Source organism: Erwinia persicina, assembly GCF_019844095.1.
GTDB classification, from domain to species: domain Bacteria; phylum Pseudomonadota; class Gammaproteobacteria; order Enterobacterales; family Enterobacteriaceae; genus Erwinia; species Erwinia persicina.
The window spans coordinates 1607582-1625041 of sequence record NZ_CP082141.1; the positions used below are offsets into that span (position 1 = coordinate 1607582).

A 17460-nucleotide genomic window follows, 5' to 3' on the forward strand; every position below is an offset into this window, starting at 1 on the left:
CGCTAACTGCGCCCTTTTAACATTGCGCGTAAAATGCCAATCCATCCTATTAGTGATAATGATCCAACTAAAAATAGCCCGGAAAAAACCAGCATAAAATACAGCATCATAAAAAAGTCGCTGTGAGATATTAATTTTTGGAATTTGAATTCTTTTGTTAATTCATGGTTGCAGTAGGATTGGTAATATGTTATTGACGCAATTAAAGCAAGCATAAAGAGACCGGCAAAAATAGATTTTAAGATATGAGGATTATCTTTTGGGATGGTGTATTTGAATGTTATGATAATGCTAATAAAGGAAAAGAATGGATAAAATTTCAAGTAAATATCCATTACTTTACTCATCAGCGGGTTGTGTGCTGATGTCATTCCTGGCCAGTCACGCGTCAAATCTGCGATAGTGATAAAAATTTTCATATCAGGATTTAACGTTAACAGGATAAAGATAACGATAAACGGGATTAATCCAATAAATAAAATTAAAAAAATATATTTTGAGATTTGCTGTCCGTTTCTGATGCTTTCATCTTGGGTCATATAGCCTCCTGCTAATGGTAATTTCCAGTCTTTTTTTACAGTATACTCACGATCGGTCCTTGTTCAAGGATGATGATGTCGCGATTGACCGCAAGCTACATCATGGCCATTGAATCAAAAAATCCCGTCCTGTTTGCTATAGGTTAATTTTCTAATAAAAAACTTTACGCAGTTCTTTATTTGGAAAGACGATCTGAAAATAAATGAAAGTTGCTGCAACGGGCGACCGAAAAAGAAGGTCAACCCCGGGAAGGGTGCAGAAGATCATGTTGGGGCCGACCGCTTTTTGGGTCGGCCCTTTTTATTGCTTTAAACTCACCGCAACGGTAATGCTGAAGGGCGAACGGGGATATCAGGATAAGCGGACCGTCGAGCACAGGGATGTGCGAGCACGAGCCTACAGGGAAGTATTTACGGCGAGTCCGCGTTACGGATATCCCTGAAAGCCATATACCGACCTGAAGCCACAATTTTATTTCTTCTGCTGGATCTCCAGCAGCTGCTCTGGCGTCACGGCCGGGTAACTCTGTGCATCTTCAGGCACTTCATATCGGGCCGGAATAGGCACCAGCGGGCCGAGAAAACGGGGTTCCCGTTTCATGATATACAGATCGGCCAGCGCACCCAGCCGGGCACCCACCTCACGCATCCGTACGCTCCACATATTTTTGGGCGAAGGCACCGCGTAACACTGGGCCTGGATGCCCATATGCAGAGCAATAAACAGCGCGCGTTCACAGTGGAAGCGTTGGGTGATAATAATGAAATCATTGGTATCAAATACCTTGCGGGTGCGCACTATCGAGTCGAGGGTACGGAACCCGGCATAATCGAGCACGATATCCGACGGGTCGACCCCGGCGGCGATCAGGTCGCGGCGCATAGTCATCGGTTCGTTATAGCTTTGTTGGGCGTTATCGCCAGACAGCAGCAGATAATTGACCTTACCGCTGTTGTAAGCGTTAATCGCACCCTGCATCCGGTAGAGGTAATACTGGTTAATCACACCGGTACGGTAATACTTAGCCGTACCCAGCACTACGCCAACCTGACGGTGGGGCAGCGCCTTCATATCATCGTAAATATAGGGGGCCGTTTTCCAGCTGATCCAGCGGTCAAGCCCAAGCGCGGTCAGAACCACCAGGGTGATGATGATAATCAGACCATAAGTCAGGCGTTTCAACATGCTGAACGGTGCTCGGGTTGCCAGGGAGAAGTGGTTTCAAGGCTACTTGAGCCGGAGGAGTGAAGCAAGTAACAGTGTGTTGAATGGGCTTTTTTCACCCAAAACCTGCCCGACGCCCAGTGATGGGCGCCGGGAGGCCAGCCGTCAGATGGAAGTGCGACGGTAGTTACGATACTGTGGCAGCCAGAAGTTAGCGGCGATGGCTTTAGAGAGCACATCTTCGGACGTGACGACCGCGACGCCAGCCAGCTGGGCCGCCTTACCAACCGCCATGGCGATCAGTTTTGACACGCCCTGAATATCTTTCACTTCAGGCAGTACCGGGCCGGTACCGTCATTGGCCAGTGGTGAGCAGTCTGCCAGCGCACGACTGGCGGCCATCAGCATACTGTCCGTCACGCGGGTTGCGCCGGAGGCAATAACCCCAAGGCCAATGCCCGGGAAGATATAGGAGTTGTTGCACTGGGCAATTGGATAGATTTTGTCTTTCCAGCTGACCGGAGAGAACGGGCTGCCCGTGGCGACCAGTGCATTACCATCGGTCCACGCCATGATGTCCTGTGGGGTCGCTTCCACACGGGAGGTTGGGTTTGACAGCGGCATGATGATCGGGCGCGCACAGTGCTTATGCATTTCACGGACGATCTCTTCGCTGAACAGGCCCGGCTGCCCCGATACGCCGATCATGATGTTTGGCTGCACATTGCGCACCACATCGAGCAGCGAGAGGGAATCACTGCTGCTGTCCCAACCGGCCAGGCTTTCGCTTTTCTGCACCAGTCGGCTCTGGAAATTCAGCAGGTTGGGCAGCTTGTCCGTCAGCAGGCCGAAACGGTCAACCATGAAGACGCGCGCACGGGCTTCTTCGTCGCTCAGGCCTTCTGATTTCATCTGGGCGATGATTTGTTCGGCAATTCCACACCCGGCAGAACCCGCCCCGAGGAAGACCACTTTCTGCTCGCACAGCTTGCTGCCGGCAGCGCGGCTGGCGGCAATCAGCGTACCCAGCGTCACCGCCGCCGTACCCTGAATATCGTCGTTAAAGCAGCAGACTTCATCACGGTAGCGCTCTAGCAGGGGCATCGCATTTTTCTGGGCGAAGTCTTCGAACTGCAGCAGCACGTTAGGCCAGCGGCTCTTGACGGCGTGGATAAAGTCATTGACGAAGCTGTCGTACTCTTCGCCAGTGATACGCGGATGACGCCAGCCCATATACAGCGGGTCATTCAGCAACTGCTGGTTATTGGTGCCCACGTCCAGCACCACCGGCAGGGTGTATGCCGGGCTGATGCCGCCACAGGCGGTGTAAAGAGACAGTTTACCGATGGGGATACCCATACCGCCGATCCCCTGGTCTCCCAGACCGAGGATGCGCTCACCGTCGGTGACCACAATCACCTTCACATTCTGTTTGGTGGCGTTCTGCAGCATGTCTTCAATGTTGGCGCGGTTCGGATAAGAGATAAACAGGCCGCGCGCGCGACGATAAATTTCTGAGAAGTGCTCACAGGCGGCACCCACCGTTGGGGTGTAGATGATCGGCATCATCTCTTCCAGATGATTGTCGAGCAGGCGGTAAAACAGCGTTTCGTTGGTGTCCTGGATGTTGCGCAGGTAAACGTGCTTGTCGTTATTGTTTTTGAAGTCCTGGAACTGACGCCACGCCCGCTCTGCCTGCTCCTCAATGCTCTCGACGGTTTCCGGCAGCAGACCATTCAGGTTGAAGTCGTTACGCTCTTCAATGGAGAACGCGCTGCCTTTATTCAGAAGGGGAAATTCCAGCAAGATGGGCCCAGCATAAGGGATGTATAGCGGTCGTTTACTTTCGTATTCGAGTTCCATGCAATTCATACTCTATTAGGATCGGGATGGTGTGGGGCCAATCCTAAAATAATTCATCTGAAAGTACAGCTTTTGTTAACACGCAATAACAAAAGCTGCGATCTTTCTCGAATTACAACGGCTTTTCTTACGACTTCACCAGGGGGAGGGTGCTGAATTGCGTGCATCCCAGCGCGGCCAGCGTGGCAGCGGTGGCGCTTTGCTGACTCAGTAAGGCATCCGGCGCTTCGGCCAGAACGGCACGCTGAATAGTGCTTAATGGGCGGCCACTAAGATTAAGCAGGTTCAGCGCCCCCTGCAACGGCGGCAGGCTCGGGTTGAAGGCGGCATTTTCTGCATAGCTCCCGGCAAAGAGGGCACCGTCAGTGGTTTGCAGCGCCACACCGCTCCACGCTTTACTGTAGGGCGCGTGGCTACGGCTGGCAGCAGCCACAGCAGCCTGATCGACGGCATCTCCGCTGGCGACAAAGCCGTGGTCAATCTTATCCATCAGCAGGGTGGTGATCGCCAGGTCGCGCGGTCCGAAGGAGTCAGGCAGATAGTGACCTAACGTGGCCGCTGCGCGGCCGGGCAGTTCAATGGTCAGCCCGGTGCCGCTGTTCAGCTCATTCATAAACTGACGGCAGTGGCCGCATGGCGTGTAGTTAACGGTAATACTTTCCAGCGCGCTTTCCCCCCTGAGCCAGGCGTGCGTCACGGCGCTCTGCTCGGCGTGCACGGTCTGCTGCATGGTCGCCCCGGCAAACTCCATGTTGGCACCAAACCACAGCGTGCCACTTTTGCCGCGTGCTATCGCGCCCACTTTAAAGTCGGATAGCGTCGCTACCGCACAGGCGGCCGCCAGCGGTAGCAGGGCGAAGGCCAGTTCGCTGTCGCTGTAATTGCAGTGGTTTTTCAGCGCCTGTGCCTGGCTGGCGGTGATAAATCCGGCAAAATCGTCTGCGGATAAAACCGGCTGCAACGCGCTCTGTAACAGGGTAGGTAGGGTGGCAAATGCCTGCTGATAACGTGGGTGCATAGTGGGGCCTCTTTCGCTGGATGCAGCCCATGGTAGCGGGCCGGCAGCCAGTTATATGTGATCTGTGTCTCTCTATCAATGTAATAAATGAAATTGATCAGCAAAATGCGAGACTTATCGCAAGTTTTAGCCCCAGAGCGCCATCAGCAACGGAAAAATGAACGGTGCCAGCAGTGAGGTAATGATGCCGCACAGCACCAGCGCCAGCGAGCTGAATGCTCCCTCCTGATAGTCGATTTCAGCAGCGCGCGCGGTGCCCAGCGCATGAGAGGCATTACCGATGGCCAGGCCGCGTGCCGATTTACTGCGCACCCGTAACAGGTTGAGCAGCATATGGCCAAACACCGCACCCAGCACGCCCGCCAGCAGCACGCAAATGGCGCTGATGGCCGGAATCCCCCCCAGCGTGCCTGAGACCGCCATGGCAATCGGCGTGGTCACCGACTTGGGCAGCAGGGTGGCGGCAATCTGCGGCGTGGCACCCAGCCACAGCGCAATGGCCGTACCCGACACCATCGCCGTTATGCTGCCAACGAAGCAGACGCTGATAATGGACCGCCAGCGTGAACGGATCTGATGCATCTGCTCGTACAGCGGCAACGCCAGCGCCACCACCGCCGGTTGCAGCAGATCGTTCAGCAGGGCGCTGCCCTGGAAATAGCGGGTGTAGGGCATCTGTAACAGCAGCAGAAGCGGAATGATCACCGCCATGGCAATCAGCAGTGGGTTAACAATCGACATTTTTACCCTGGCCGCCAGTTTACGCGCGCCCAGAAACACCAGTACGGTCAGCGGCAGCGACCACCAGATATCACTCATCCTGTGCTCCTGTACGCCGCTGGTGGCGGTCGTTAAGACGCTGCGACATCAGCCCGATGGTCACCAGTACGATCAGCGTGCTGACGACGCAGGAGATAACAATCGGGCCAAACTGGGCGGTGAGAATATCCATGTCGTTCATCACGCCAACGCTAATCGGCACGAACAGCAGCGCCATATAGCGGATCAGCAGGTGACAACCGGGCTTGACCCAGTGAACCGGCAGCAGCTGCGAGGCCAGGAGAGCAAACAACATCAGCATGCCGAGAATACTGCCGGGGATGGCCACCGGTAGCAGGGCAGAAAGTCCGCGCCCGGCATACAGGCACAGATAGATAATGAGAAAAGCGCGGAGATAGTGCCATAGCGTAACGAGGGCGGTATGCATTCAGTGTCCTGAACAGTAGGGGGCGACCCTTTTACCGGCCGCCCCGTGCAGATGACTGACATCTTAACAACGGGTTGACCGGTACAGAAGGTCAACCCCTACACAGCATGAGGGTTACTTCACTTGCTGGCCCGGCTGGGCGCCGCTGTCAGGGCTGAGCAGGAAGATATCTGTTCCGCCGGGACCGGCTGCCATGACCATACCTTCGGAGAGGCCAAAGCGCATTTTACGCGGAGCCAGGTTGGCGACCATCACCGTCAGGCGGCCCACCAGCACGGCCGGATCCGGATAGGCAGCCCGGATGCCGGAGAAGACATTGCGCTTTTCTCCCCCCAGATCCAGTGAGAGGCGCAGCAGCTTGTCAGATCCTTCAACATATTCTGCGTTCTCAATCAGCGCAATACGCATGTCGACTTTAGCAAAATCGTCAAAGCTGATGGTGTCCTGAATCGGATCGTCCGCCAGCGGGCCGCTGGCCGGGGCTTTCGCCGCCGCCGCATCTTCTTTTGACGCTTCGATCAGTCCGTTCACTTTATCCATCTCAATGCGGCCATACAGGGCTTTGAACGGCGCAATGTTGTGGTTCAGCAACGGCTGCTGGATGCCGTCCCAGGTCAGATCCTGATTGAGGAACGCTTCGGTACGCGCGGTAAGCGAAGGCAGCACCGGCTTCAGCCAGGTCATCAGCACGCGGAACAGGTTGATGCCCATGGAGCAGATCGCCTGCAGGTCGGCATCCCGGCCTTCCTGCTTCGCGACGACCCACGGAGCCTGCTCGTCAACATAGCGGTTGGCGACGTCGGCCAGTGCCATAATTTCACGCACCGCGCGGCTGAACTCACGGCTGGCCCAGGCTTCCCCGATGCTGGCAGACGCATCGGTAAAGGTCTTGTACAGCGCAGGATCGGCCAGTTCAGCGGAGAGCTGTCCGTTGAAACGCTTGGTGATAAAGCCGGCATTGCGCGATGCCAGGTTAACCACTTTGTTGACGATGTCAGCGTTTACGCGCTGCACGAAATCTTCCAGATTCAGGTCGATGTCATCAATGCGCGAGGAGAGCTTCGCCGCGTAGTAGTAGCGCAGGCTGTCGGCATCCAGGTGCTGCAGCCAGGTGCTGGCTTTAATGAACGTGCCGCGCGATTTAGACATTTTCGCGCCGTTCACCGTGACATAACCATGCACAAACAGGTTGGTCGGTTTACGGAAATTGCTGCCTTCCAGCATCGCCGGCCAGAACAGGCTGTGGAAATAAACGATGTCTTTACCAATAAAGTGATAGAGATCGGCATCAGAATCTTTCTGCCAGAAGGCATCAAAGTCGATATCGCCACGCTTGTCGCACAGGTTTTTGAACGAGCCCATGTAGCCGATCGGCGCATCCAGCCAGACGTAGAAATATTTGCCCGGGGCGTCAGGGATCTCAAAGCCGAAGTACGGGGCATCGCGGGAGATATCCCACTGCTGCAGGCCGGATTCGAACCATTCCTGCATTTTGTTTGCCACCTGCTCCTGCAACGCTCCGGAGCGGGTCCAGGCTTGCAGCATGGCGCTGAACTCTGGCAGATCGAAGAAGAAGTGCTCAGAGTCACGCATCACGGGCGTCGCCCCGGATACCACGGACTTAGGATCGATCAGTTCGGTCGGGCTGTAGGTGGCCGAACAGACTTCACAGTTATCACCGTACTGATCCGGCGCCTTACATTTCGGGCAGGTGCCTTTGACAAAACGGTCGGGCAGAAACATGCCTTTTTCCGGATCGTAGAGCTGAGAAATGGTGCGGTTCTTGATAAAACCGTTCTCTTTCAGTCGGGTATAGATCAGTGCAGACAGCTCACGGTTCTCTTCGCTGTGCGTTGAGTGATAATTGTCGTAGCTGATATCAAAACCGGCAAAGTCGGTCTGATGTTCCTGACTCATATCGGCAATCATCTGCTCAGGCGCAATGCCCATCTGCTGGGCTTTCAGCATGATCGGCGTCCCGTGTGCGTCATCGGCACAGATGAAGTAAACCTGGTTGCCGCGCATTCGCTGGTAACGGACCCAAATATCTGCCTGGATATGCTCGAGCATGTGGCCGAGATGAATGGAGCCATTAGCGTACGGCAGTGCGCACGTTACCAAAATTTTTTTCGCGACTTGAGTCATAGTAAGACTTAGCTCATACCTGTTGAAAAAGGGGGTTTAGATGGTAACCGATTGCCTGTCCCTGCGTAAACAAGGGGTTCAACTCCCTGCGGTTTTTTCCCGGGCGATAAGTTACCCCCGAACAGATCTGATATGCTTAAAGGCATAAATACAGAGTCGCCATATCAAGGAACCCAGATGACTTCACAATCCCAGGGGCATCACTCCCCCGAAGCGCTGCGCGCTATCGTGACGGGCGTGCTGACCACGTTTGAACATCCTACGTTGCACCATAACCTCACCGTCCTGAAGGCGCTGCACCACTGTGCGCTGATGGACAATACGCTGCATATTGAACTCAGTATGCCGTTTGTCTGGCAAAGTCCGTTCGAGACACTGAAAGCCACGGTTAGCGCAGATCTGTTGCGCCTGACCGGGGCGGCGGCCATCGCCTGGCGATTAACGCTGAACGTGGCCACGCTTCAGCGCGTGAAAAACCGTCCGGGCGTGAACGGGGTGAAAAACATTATCGCCATCAGCTCCGGCAAGGGCGGGGTGGGGAAATCCACGACGGCGGTGAACCTGGCGCTGGCGCTGGCCGCAGAAGGGGCGAAAGTGGGCCTGCTGGATGCTGACATTTATGGACCGTCAATCCCGGATATGCTGGGGGTTCAGGATCAGCGCCCGACCTCTCCGGACGGCACCCATATGGCCCCCATTATGGCGCACGGCCTGGCGACGAACTCTATTGGCTATCTGGTCACGGAGGATAATGCGATGGTCTGGCGCGGCCCGATGGCCAGCAAGGCGCTGATGCAGTTGCTGAACGAGACGCTGTGGCCGGAGCTGGATTATCTGGTGCTGGATATGCCACCGGGGACCGGCGATATTCAGCTCACGCTGGCGCAGAACGTGCCGGTGACCGGTGCCGTTGTGGTCACTACCCCGCAGGATATTGCGCTGATCGATGCGCGTAAAGGCATCGTGATGTTTGAAAAAGTGAATGTGCCGGTGCTGGGGGTGGTCGAGAACATGAGTATGCATATCTGCAGCCAGTGCGGACACCACGAGCCGATCTTCGGCACGGGAGGGGCGGCAAAACTGGCGGAACAGTACCACACGCACCTGCTGAGTCAGCTGCCGCTGCACATCAGCCTGCGGGAAGATCTGGATAACGGGGAGCCCACCGTTATCCGCCGGCCCGGGAGTGAGTTTACCGGGCTGTATCGCCAGCTGGCGACCCAGGTTGCCGCCCGGCTTTACTGGCAGGGCGAGGTCATCCCGGAGGATATCGCCTTCCGCGCGGTGTAATGCTGGCGGGCCGGCCCGCGACGGGGCCGGCCGTGATTAGCCTCATGTCAACCGGACATGCCTTTGCTGAAAACCATCCACCATCGAATAATCAAAATCAATTTTACCGGCATCAAACAACTGGAGGATCAGGGTAAAGTCATTATCGGGTGTGACGTTACAGCGGTGGTTAAGCAGCGTGTCCAGAATCGTGAACGCCCGATCGCCACGGGCGATGCGGTTCAGGTACTGCAGCATCTCGTAGGCACGGGCGCTGACGCCAGCTTGTTCATGTGGGGATCTGCTTATCATCGGGAAAGGCCATTCTCTGTGCTAAAACGTTATTATAATCCGTTGTGTTTAATCAACGGCAAGCCGATTTTATATTTTAGTGCCATCAGGCGCAGCAACGTGCAGACCGTAATGGCCAGCCAGGCACTCCACATCTGCGGAATAACCCCGGCCGATCCGGTCAGTTCAATGGCTGCCCCCACCAGCGCTGCACTGGCATAAATATCCTTGCTGAAGATGGCCGGGGGCCTGCCGGTTAACAGGTCGCGCAGACAGCCACCCCCCACCGCACTGATGCATCCCAGCAGTATCGCCAGCTCAATACTGTGGGTGTGCTGCCAGGTTTTATTGGCCCCAAACGCGGCAAAAAAGCCCAGCCCCAGCGCATCAAAAAACAGCGTGGCTTTCTCGAAAGAGAGGATCAGGCGCTGGAAGAAGGCGACGCACAGGACGGCCACCAGAATGATGACCAGATAGGCCAGGCTGACCAGCCCCGCCGGGGGCAGGCTGGCAATACATATATCGCGGATAATGCCGCCCCCCACCGCCGTTGTGGCAGCCAGCACAAACACGCCGAAGACATCGAAATCCTCCCGCACCCCGGCCGTGGCACCGCTGAGGGCAAAGGCCAGCGTGCCGGCGAGGTCAACCAGATGAAATACATTCCACATGCCACAGTCCCTGGTGAGCGTGAAAAGGATTTTTCAGCGCACGTCAACGGCTACAGATAGCCCGTCCCGGGCACGCGCGTCGTGAGCAGATAATGCGCGGAAAGCGTTACAGCACGTAGTGCATCAGCAGGTATTCCCCCTGATCGCTGTCACCTTCAGCCACTACGCGCCAGCCGTGCTTTTTGTAAAAACGCTGCGCCTGCACATTTTCCGCCAGGCACTTCAGCGCCCCGGTTGAGGTGAAGCTTTTCTGCACCGCCTGTAGTAAGGCACTGCCGGCACCGCTGCCCTGGCAGGCCGGGTCGATAAACAGACTGTGCAGGAAGTTATCGTTATCCAGTACGGCGGCAAAACCGACACGATGACCGTCTTCCTCGGCAACAAGTACCCGCTCGCCCAGCGTGATCCTGTCGAAATCTTCCAGCTGCCACTGGCTGTCATCCAGCCAGGTCCAGTTTGCCTTACGGGAGGCAAGAAACAGCGTGCGTAAAAACGGCCGGTCGGCTTCGGTAAAGGGACGGATTGTCATCGTTAAACTCCTGCTACAGATACGCCGGGTGGCTATGGCGCAGAGTGTAGCGCAAAAAAAAAGAGATGAAGGCATCATCTCTTTTTTCTCATAGCGTCAGGCCTGTTACTGCATTTTGCGAGCGATCTCCGCTACGTATTTACCCTGATGTCTGGCAATAGCCCGCTCACGTTCGTCCGGCTGACGTGAGCCGTCGCCGCCTGCCAGCGTTGACGCACCGTAGGGTGTTCCCCCACTGACCTGAGAGATATCGAACAGCTCGGGGGTGCTGTAGCCGATAGGGACAATGATCATCCCGTGGTGAGCCAGCGTGGTCCAGGTAGAGGTAATGGTCATCTCCTGACCGCCGCCGGTCCCGGTAGAGGTAAAGACGCTGGCAATTTTGCCGACGAGTGCGCCTTTCGCCCACAGGCCGCCGGTTTGATCAAGGAAGTTACGCATCTGGCCCGACATATTACCAAAGCGGGTCGGTGTGCCAATAATAATGGCATCATAGTCCGCCAGCTCGGCCGGGCTGGCAATGGCGGCTTTCTGATCGGTTTTACCGCCATAGGTTTTGAACGCTTCGCTATCCATCGTTTCAGGCACGCGTTTGACCGTCACTTCTGCACCCTCAACGCTGGCGGCGCCTTCAGCAACGTTTTGGGCCAGCGTTTCAATATGACCGTACATTGAATGATAAAGCACTAAAATCTTTGGCATTTTATTTTCCTTTTCGGGATGAATGGCATTCTCTTTTGGTGTAAAAAAGCGTGTAAAAAGACGACGTAACACAGTCACAGAACAGAACTCCGCTGAGGGCCAGAATAAGCCACGTTATTGATAAACCGGCAGGGAGCCGGACTGAGGCTTGCCCCGCATTTCTTCGCGCAGCCGGTGACCGATCTCTTTAATTTTAGCTTCGCCTGCGCGTAATGCTGCTTCACTGGTGTGAACGGAGTAGTTACCCAGCGAAAGCGGCCAGGGATGATCAACGGCCGAGCCGATGACAAACCGTGTTTCTTCCTCTCCGGCCTGCAGTGTCACGGGCTCTGTGCCGGCGCTGAAAATAACCATCTCACCTTTGGCTACCGCATCAGGCGTATGCAGCGTTCCCTGACTGAGACTCAGCCACAGGCAGGTATGATTTTCGGGAAGGATATAGTGCCAGACGGTGCGGGCGGGAAGCGTCACCAGCAGATAGTTGATCCCCTCGGGGGAACGAACCGGACTTTTGACGCCGTTATATTCGCCAAGGATGACCCGGGCCGGGCCGGTTTGCGGCACCGACGGCGCCTCAAGATACTGGCTGTCGACAGGGCCATTTTCCAGCGCCGGGGGCAGGGCCAGCCAGAGCTGAAACCCTTCCACGCGGGCAGAGTCCCCTGCCGACATCTCTTTACCGTGCCAGACGCCGCCGCCGGCACGCATCCATTCGACGCCGCCGTAGCCAATGGTGCCCTGTCCCGCGTCCGGGTCGTCAAAGCGCAGATCGCCGGCGGTGAGCACGGTGACCGTGGCGATACCGGAGTGAGGGTGCAGGGGCATATGTTCGATCATCGTGCTGTCGCCGCTGAAACGATCGAGAAAAACGAACGGTTTGACGAGAGCGCCATAGTCAGAGGGACTCATCAGGCGAATGATTGGCCCTGTTCCCCGGCCGCTTGTCCGGTAGGCAATCTGGCGTGTCGCGGCATGTTCATCGGCAGATAACGAAGACATCTCACTTCCTCATAATGTGGGGAACACAGGCAACGACGGATCATTCCCGGGCTGCCTGTCACAGTGGAATATCTTAATCCTCCGGACACGGCATGATTAGGGGGTGTAATATCATTGCACTCATCCATTTTTGGACGTAATAACATGCTCGATCTCAATGACGTTGCGATCTTTGTCCATATCGTTGAAACGGGGAGTTTTGCCGGGGCCGCGCGGCGGCTGGGGATGCCAGCGAATACCCTGAGCCGGCGAATCAAACTGCTGGAGGCAAGCCTCTCCGTGCGGTTATTCCATCGCTCAACCCGCAAGCTGACGCTGACCGGAGCAGGGGAGCAGCTGTATGCGCACAGTGCGCAAAAAATCAGTGAACTGAACGCCATCAGCACGCAGCTGGCCGGCGAAAATCAGGCCCCGGCAGGGCGTATAAAAGTGGCGGCACCGGCTGACTTTTTTGATCTGTTTTTAATGGAGTGGGTGGCAGAATTTCTCGCGTTATATCCCGGTGTGCATCTGGATTTTGTCCTCAGCGACACGCATGCGGATATGATTGGCGAGGGGATTGATGTGGCCTTTCGTGGCGGGGAGCTGAAGGATTCCAGCCTGGTGGCGCGCAAAATCAGCACCGGCCGCCGCCTGCTGGCAGCCAGTCAGGTTTACCTCGATGCCGCTGGCATGCCTGACGATATCCTCGCGCTGCAGCATCACACCTGTATTACTCACTGTCATGCTGCCGCGCGCACGGTCTGGCATCTGAGGGGGCCAGAGGGCGAGGTTCAGGTTGACGTTAGCGGACGTTTTTCAGCCAATACCGCACAGGCGCAGCTGAAAGCGGCGCAAAACGGGCTGGGGATCTGTTTTTTACCGGAGTCGCTGTTATATGACAGCATAACGCGTCAGCAGTTGATTGCGGTCCTGCCGGATTACGGGCAGATGAATAACGATCTGTCGATTGTCTACCCCAGCCGTCACCATATCCCGCTGGCCGTGGCGACCTTTGTGGAGCATACCGCTGCACTGTTGAAAAAAACGATCCTGCAAAAACACGGCCAGCCCACCGCCGGCAAAGACTAGGGGATACCGATAAAACGCAGCAGGGCCGTCACCGCTGCCGCCGCAAGGATCACCACAATCAGCGGCATTTTACGCCAGGCCAGTATGACGGCCACCGCGACGCCGGTGACGCGTGCGATCCCGGAAAAATGGGTGCCTTCGTAGAAGGTACTGGCCAGCGCAACCGCAAACAGCAGGGTTGTGGCCGCGTCAGACAGCAGCCTGCGGGCATCCTCCGACAGCGCCATCCTGTTGCCCAGTTGAGCGCCCGCAAAGCGCATCAGCCATGTGCCCAGCGCCAGAACGGCGATACCGCCAATTAACAGAGTGTTATCTGCCATTATTTTTTCCTCGCCAGCAGGCCGATCATAGAGAGCAGTACAGGCAGCCCGGTCGGGGTAAAGGGTACTGCCAGCAGAGAGATTGCCGCCCCGCTGGAGGCGCGCAGCAGCGTCGTGCGTGATTTCAGCGCAGGAATGACCAGCGCCAGTAAGATCGCCGGAAAGACGGCATCCAGACCAATCATCTGCGTATCAGGCAGCAGCCTGCCAACCACGCTGCCCAGCACTGTCCCCAGCGGCCAGACCAGTGCCACGCCCAGGCCACATAGCCAGAAGGCGGCTTTACGCTGCGCGTGTGTGGTCTGCGACAGCCCAAACACCACGCTTTCATCGTTCATGATATGGCAACCCAGAACGGCAGAGAGGCGCGAACCCACGAGGTCGCGCACGGCAATGCCAAAGGGAAAGTGGCGCGCATTGACCAGCAGGCCGGCGACGGCTGCCGCCAGGGGATTACCGCCTCCCGCGACAATAGCAATAAACATAAACTCCGAGGCGCCGGCCAGCACAAACAGGCTGGAGAACAGCGGAACCCAGAGCGGGAAACCATAGGCGGTGGCCAGCGAGCCATACGAAATACCCACCACCCCGACCGCCAGGCAGATCAGATAGATGCCTTTACGTGTGTCCGGGCTGAGTGAAGAAAAATGACGGGTCATCATAAACTTTTACCATAACGAACGAAGTTTCCATTATAATGAACGCAGTGCAGAAAGAGATCAACCCGAACGTAACGTTCGATTTAGCGAACGATAAGGCAAAAAATGACCCAGCCCATTGCAGTAATTGCAGAAAGTTTGATCCGGGAGCGTACGCTGACCGGGCTGTCCCTGGCGGAAGTCGCCAGACGGGCAGGTATTGCAAAATCAACGCTGTCCCAGTTAGAGGCGGGGAACGGTAATCCCAGCATTGAAACGCTCTGGGCGCTGTGCGTGGCGCTGAATATCCCTTTTGCCAGACTGCTGGAGCCTGAGCTGCCTAAAACCCAGGTGATCCGGCGCGGTGAAGGACCGAAAGTCGTCGCCGGGGAAGCGAACTATCAGGCGATCCTGCTGGCCAGCTGCCCGCCGGGTGCGCGGCGTGATATCTACCTGCTGATGGCCCAGCCCGGCGCTGACCGCCTTTCACAGCCGCATCCGCCAGGTTCGGTGGAGCATATTATTGTCACGCAGGGACGGGCGCTGGTGGGGCTGAAGGAGGAAGCTGAAGAACTGGCTCCGGGAGATTACATCTGCTATCCGGCCGATCGCGAGCATATCTTCAGGGCGCTGGAGCCCGACACGCTGGCGCTGCTGGTGGCCGAGCAGGGATAGTGGCCTTTTTATGCAGCGGTAATACTTATTATTTCCATGTCCTGAAACAGCGCGTCCCTCCCGCCTTCTGCGTGTTGAGGGGAAATAACGAATGACAGCGCTACGTCCGCTGTTCACTCGCTACTGAGCGTGAGTCCTGCCTCCTTTGCCTGCCCTCATTGTCTGTCCTGTTCCTGATCAGGCCGCCCCGAAAGAGGGTGAGGCTTTATAATGTATTGCTTCCGGTAATGCCGTTCAGTGCATTCAGGGCGTCATCCGGCAGGTGGAGTGACGCCGCTGCCAGGTTTTCCTGCAGGTGGGCAACGGATGATGTGCCCGGGATCAGCAGGATGTTAGGTGAACGGTGAAGAAGCCAGGCCAGGGCGATCTGCATGGGGGTGGCGTTGAGCTGTTCGGCAACGCGGGTCAGCGTAGCAGACTGAAGCGGATTAAACCCGTTAAGCGGGAAGAACGGCACATAGGCAATCCCTTCCCGGGCCAGCGCATCAATCAGCGCATCATCGGTGCGGTGTGCCAGGTTGTAATGATTCTGAACGCAGACGATTTCGCAGATTGCGCGTCCTTCGGCAATCTGCGCCGGGGTGACGTTGCTCAGACCAATATGCTTAATCAGCCCCTGCTGCTGCAGGGCGGCCAGCGCCGTCAGCGGTGCTTCAATGGAACCTTCCTGTGGCTGGGCGGTATTAAACATGATCCTGAGGTTCACCACATCCAGCTGTGCCAGCCCCAGGTTTCGCAGGTTGTCATGGACGGCATTGACCAGCTCCCCGGGGGACATGGCCGGGATCCAGCCGCCTTTTTTATCTCTCAGCGCCCCAATTTTGGTCACCAGCGTGAGGTCGTCAGGATAGGGCGCGAGTGCCTCGTTGATCAGTTTGTTGGTGATATGCGGGCCGTAAAAATCACTGGTATCAATATGATTGACGCCGGCCGCCACTGCCGCCCTGAGAACCGCCAGCGCGCGGTCAGGATCGTTGGGCGGGCCAAAAACGCCGGGGCCTGCCAGCTGCATTGCGCCATAGCCCAGTCGTTTTACCTGACGCGAACCCAGAGAGAAGAGGCCGGATGTACGGATGTTGTGCATAGTTATTTCCTGAAGGAGAGGTGGGATAACACGGAACAGCGAGGTTTTATCTTAAGCCCGCGCATCACGTCCTATCCATGCTATAAAGTCCGTATTATCTTTTTAATCGTCCAAAATTAATCATGGATCCTCTTTCTGATATTCTCGCGTTACTCAAGCCACAGCAGTATGTTTCCGGCGTCCTCGACGTGGGCGGTGACTGGGCGGTGCGTTTTCCACCTAACGCGGGCATCAAATGTTATTCAATGGTGTCGGGCGGCTGCTGGCTGTCCGTCGAAGGGGAGACTGACCCGGTACGATTGTCGGCGGGGGACTGCTTCCTGCTTCCTACCGGACGTCCCTTTGTTATGGCCAGCGACCTGTCACACCCGGCGACAGACTGGGCGGTGGTGTTTGCCGGCCCGCGCGCCGGCGGGGTGATCCGTCACAACGGCGGGGGAGACTGCCTGATGACCGGCAGCCGCTTCTTCCTGGACGACCCCCACGCCACGATTCTGCTGACCATGCTGCCTGCGGTGATCCATCTGCGGGCGGAAAATGACCAGGCGACCCTGCGCTGGCTGGTTGCGCAGATGATGGCCGAGCTGGATGAACAGCGTCCGGGACATGCCCTGATCGCTGAACATCTGGCGCATATGATACTGATACAGGCGCTGCGGCAGCATATGGAGTCGGGTGGTAAAGGGGACGCCGTGGGCTGGCTGTATGCCCTGGCCGATCACCAGCTGGGTGCGGCGCTGCAGGCCATGCACGCCGATCCGGCTTATCGCTGGACGTTACCATCGCTGGCACAGCGTGCCGGTATGTCCCGCTCGGCCTTTGCGCTGAAGTTTAAAACTAAGGTCGGGTCGTCAACGATGGATTATCTGACCCGCTGGCGCATGCTGCTGGCCGGAGACAAACTGCTGAACACCGACCTGCCCATTTCTGCGCTTGCGCCCTCGCTGGGCTATGAGTCCGAAAGTGCCTTCAGTACCGCCTTTAAACGCACGATGGGCTGTTCGCCGCGTGACTATGTGCGGCGTCATTCCCCGCCGGGGGGCCGATCGCGCTGAAGATACCCTGATGACCGACGGCAGGGCAGCACGGCCCGGGGCTTGCCAATACTCTGCCACTTCCTTATGCTGGCACCGACTGTAAAAAATCATCACTGACTCGGGGTGCCCTTCTGCGTGAAGGCTGAGAAATACCCGTATAACCTGATCTGGATAATGCCAGCGTAGGGAAGTCAGATGCCCGACCGGCATCGCCTTCTTGATCGCCGGTTGGGAGCG

At 56.6% G+C, this 17460-nt stretch carries 18 protein-coding genes, 1 pseudogene and 1 riboswitch; of the genes and pseudogenes, 4 read left to right on the forward strand and 15 right to left on the reverse strand.

Annotated elements, in window-relative coordinates; genetic code table 11:
• Positions 1–2 precede the first annotated feature (2 nt).
• The 7 genes and pseudogenes from cui to metG form a co-directional block, all read right to left on the reverse strand.
• Positions 3–539, reverse strand: a complete 537-nt coding sequence (gene cui / locus K6L24_RS07245) for a colicin immunity protein Cui (RefSeq protein WP_222682106.1) — start codon at positions 537–539, stop codon at positions 3–5.
• A gap of 472 nt (positions 540–1011) precedes the next feature.
• On the reverse strand, positions 1012–1725 hold the full coding sequence (gene sanA / locus K6L24_RS07250) for an outer membrane permeability protein SanA (RefSeq protein WP_062742872.1): 714 nt from the start codon (positions 1723–1725) through the stop codon (positions 1012–1014).
• 144 nt (positions 1726–1869) lie between these two features.
• Entirely contained in the window at positions 1870–3567 is a 1698-nt protein-coding gene (locus K6L24_RS07255) for an NAD-dependent malic enzyme (protein WP_062742871.1), read from the reverse strand.
• Positions 3568–3694: 127 nt separating this feature from the next.
• On the reverse strand, positions 3695–4585 hold the full coding sequence (gene cdd, locus K6L24_RS07260; RefSeq protein WP_062742870.1) for a cytidine deaminase: 891 nt from the start codon (positions 4583–4585) through the stop codon (positions 3695–3697).
• Positions 4586–4711: 126 nt separating this feature from the next.
• Positions 4712–5404, reverse strand: coding sequence for a CidB/LrgB family autolysis modulator (locus K6L24_RS07265; RefSeq protein ID WP_062742869.1), 693 nt, complete (start codon positions 5402–5404; stop codon positions 4712–4714).
• A complete protein-coding gene (locus K6L24_RS07270; RefSeq protein ID WP_118663725.1) occupies positions 5397–5792 on the reverse strand; it encodes a CidA/LrgA family protein in 396 nt (131 codons plus the stop codon). The genes K6L24_RS07265 and K6L24_RS07270 overlap by 8 nt, the downstream gene beginning before the upstream one ends.
• A 114-nt stretch (positions 5793–5906) precedes the next feature.
• Positions 5907–7946 (reverse strand): annotated as a pseudogene (metG, locus tag K6L24_RS07275) (methionine--tRNA ligase); the annotation flags it as partial.
• 168 nt (positions 7947–8114) lie between these two features.
• On the opposite strand from metG, the gene apbC reads away from it, so the two are divergent.
• On the forward strand, positions 8115–9227 hold the full coding sequence (gene apbC, locus K6L24_RS07280; RefSeq protein ID WP_118663727.1) for an iron-sulfur cluster carrier protein ApbC: 1113 nt from the start codon (positions 8115–8117) through the stop codon (positions 9225–9227).
• Positions 9228–9269: 42 nt separating this feature from the next.
• Here apbC and K6L24_RS07285 read toward each other — a convergent pair whose 3' ends face one another.
• The 5 genes from K6L24_RS07285 to K6L24_RS07305 all read right to left on the reverse strand — a co-directional run bounded on the left by K6L24_RS07285 (position 9270) and on the right by K6L24_RS07305 (position 12398).
• A complete protein-coding gene (locus K6L24_RS07285; RefSeq protein ID WP_240343580.1) occupies positions 9270–9518 on the reverse strand; it encodes a hypothetical protein in 249 nt (82 codons plus the stop codon).
• A gap of 32 nt (positions 9519–9550) precedes the next feature.
• Positions 9551–10168, reverse strand: a complete 618-nt coding sequence (locus K6L24_RS07290; RefSeq protein WP_118663728.1) for a trimeric intracellular cation channel family protein — start codon at positions 10166–10168, stop codon at positions 9551–9553.
• Between the two features lie 106 nt (positions 10169–10274).
• Positions 10275–10697, reverse strand: a complete 423-nt coding sequence (locus tag K6L24_RS07295; protein ID WP_062742864.1) for a GNAT family N-acetyltransferase — start codon at positions 10695–10697, stop codon at positions 10275–10277.
• Between the two features lie 105 nt (positions 10698–10802).
• Positions 10803–11399: an NAD(P)H:quinone oxidoreductase gene (gene wrbA / locus K6L24_RS07300; RefSeq protein ID WP_062742863.1), complete on the reverse strand. Its 597-nt coding sequence runs from the start codon at positions 11397–11399 to the stop codon at positions 10803–10805.
• A gap of 114 nt (positions 11400–11513) precedes the next feature.
• Complete coding sequence (locus tag K6L24_RS07305) at positions 11514–12398, reverse strand: pirin family protein (RefSeq protein ID WP_222682108.1); 885 nt, start codon at positions 12396–12398, stop codon at positions 11514–11516.
• A gap of 144 nt (positions 12399–12542) precedes the next feature.
• Here K6L24_RS07305 and K6L24_RS07310 point away from each other — a divergent pair, with 144 nt between their 5' ends.
• The gene (locus tag K6L24_RS07310; protein ID WP_222682109.1) at positions 12543–13469 is read left to right on the forward strand and encodes a LysR family transcriptional regulator; all 927 of its coding nucleotides are present in this window, start codon (positions 12543–12545) and stop codon (positions 13467–13469) included.
• Here K6L24_RS07310 and K6L24_RS07315 read toward each other — a convergent pair.
• Both K6L24_RS07315 and K6L24_RS07320 read right to left on the reverse strand, forming a co-directional pair.
• Positions 13466–13789 (reverse strand): AzlD domain-containing protein, encoded by a 324-nt coding sequence (locus tag K6L24_RS07315; protein ID WP_062742860.1) that lies wholly within the window; start codon positions 13787–13789, stop codon positions 13466–13468. The genes K6L24_RS07310 and K6L24_RS07315 overlap by 4 nt on opposite strands.
• The gene (locus tag K6L24_RS07320; protein ID WP_062743098.1) at positions 13789–14448 is read right to left on the reverse strand and encodes an AzlC family ABC transporter permease; all 660 of its coding nucleotides are present in this window, start codon (positions 14446–14448) and stop codon (positions 13789–13791) included. Before K6L24_RS07320 ends, K6L24_RS07315 begins: the two co-directional genes overlap by 1 nt.
• A 105-nt stretch (positions 14449–14553) precedes the next feature.
• On the opposite strand from K6L24_RS07320, the gene K6L24_RS07325 reads away from it, so the two are divergent.
• The gene (locus K6L24_RS07325) at positions 14554–15102 is read left to right on the forward strand and encodes a helix-turn-helix domain-containing protein (protein WP_062742859.1); all 549 of its coding nucleotides are present in this window, start codon (positions 14554–14556) and stop codon (positions 15100–15102) included.
• A 205-nt stretch (positions 15103–15307) separates the two neighbouring features.
• On the opposite strand, the gene K6L24_RS07330 is transcribed toward K6L24_RS07325, so the two are convergent.
• Positions 15308–16186, reverse strand: a complete 879-nt coding sequence (locus tag K6L24_RS07330) for an aldo/keto reductase family oxidoreductase (protein WP_222682110.1) — start codon at positions 16184–16186, stop codon at positions 15308–15310.
• A gap of 122 nt (positions 16187–16308) precedes the next feature.
• On the opposite strand from K6L24_RS07330, the gene K6L24_RS07335 reads away from it, so the two are divergent.
• Positions 16309–17241: an AraC family transcriptional regulator gene (locus tag K6L24_RS07335; protein ID WP_222682111.1), complete on the forward strand. Its 933-nt coding sequence runs from the start codon at positions 16309–16311 to the stop codon at positions 17239–17241.
• A 91-nt stretch (positions 17242–17332) separates the two neighbouring features.
• Positions 17333–17429: riboswitch (TPP riboswitch) on the forward strand.
• Positions 17430–17460: the final 31 nt, after the last annotated feature.

What these genes read in the sequence shown, in the direction of transcription:
- cui (WP_222682106.1), bottom strand. Translation starts at nt 539, where the DNA reads ATGACCCAAGATGAAAGCATCAGAAACGGACAGCAAATCTCAAAATAT.
- sanA (WP_062742872.1), bottom strand. Translation starts at nt 1,725, where the DNA reads ATGTTGAAACGCCTGACTTATGGTCTGATTATCATCATCACCCTGGTG.
- K6L24_RS07255 (WP_062742871.1), bottom strand. Translation starts at nt 3,567, where the DNA reads ATGGAACTCGAATACGAAAGTAAACGACCGCTATACATCCCTTATGCT.
- cdd (WP_062742870.1), bottom strand. Translation starts at nt 4,585, where the DNA reads ATGCACCCACGTTATCAGCAGGCATTTGCCACCCTACCTACCCTGTTA.
- K6L24_RS07265 (WP_062742869.1), bottom strand. Translation starts at nt 5,404, where the DNA reads ATGAGTGATATCTGGTGGTCGCTGCCGCTGACCGTACTGGTGTTTCTG.
- K6L24_RS07270 (WP_118663725.1), bottom strand. Translation starts at nt 5,792, where the DNA reads ATGCATACCGCCCTCGTTACGCTATGGCACTATCTCCGCGCTTTTCTC.
- apbC (WP_118663727.1), top strand. Translation starts at nt 8,115, where the DNA reads ATGACTTCACAATCCCAGGGGCATCACTCCCCCGAAGCGCTGCGCGCT.
- K6L24_RS07285 (WP_240343580.1), bottom strand. Translation starts at nt 9,518, where the DNA reads ATGATAAGCAGATCCCCACATGAACAAGCTGGCGTCAGCGCCCGTGCC.
- K6L24_RS07290 (WP_118663728.1), bottom strand. Translation starts at nt 10,168, where the DNA reads ATGTGGAATGTATTTCATCTGGTTGACCTCGCCGGCACGCTGGCCTTT.
- K6L24_RS07295 (WP_062742864.1), bottom strand. Translation starts at nt 10,697, where the DNA reads ATGACAATCCGTCCCTTTACCGAAGCCGACCGGCCGTTTTTACGCACG.
- wrbA (WP_062742863.1), bottom strand. Translation starts at nt 11,399, where the DNA reads ATGCCAAAGATTTTAGTGCTTTATCATTCAATGTACGGTCATATTGAA.
- K6L24_RS07305 (WP_222682108.1), bottom strand. Translation starts at nt 12,398, where the DNA reads ATGTCTTCGTTATCTGCCGATGAACATGCCGCGACACGCCAGATTGCC.
- K6L24_RS07310 (WP_222682109.1), top strand. Translation starts at nt 12,543, where the DNA reads ATGCTCGATCTCAATGACGTTGCGATCTTTGTCCATATCGTTGAAACG.
- K6L24_RS07315 (WP_062742860.1), bottom strand. Translation starts at nt 13,789, where the DNA reads ATGGCAGATAACACTCTGTTAATTGGCGGTATCGCCGTTCTGGCGCTG.
- K6L24_RS07320 (WP_062743098.1), bottom strand. Translation starts at nt 14,448, where the DNA reads ATGACCCGTCATTTTTCTTCACTCAGCCCGGACACACGTAAAGGCATC.
- K6L24_RS07325 (WP_062742859.1), top strand. Translation starts at nt 14,554, where the DNA reads ATGACCCAGCCCATTGCAGTAATTGCAGAAAGTTTGATCCGGGAGCGT.
- K6L24_RS07330 (WP_222682110.1), bottom strand. Translation starts at nt 16,186, where the DNA reads ATGCACAACATCCGTACATCCGGCCTCTTCTCTCTGGGTTCGCGTCAG.
- K6L24_RS07335 (WP_222682111.1), top strand. Translation starts at nt 16,309, where the DNA reads ATGGATCCTCTTTCTGATATTCTCGCGTTACTCAAGCCACAGCAGTAT.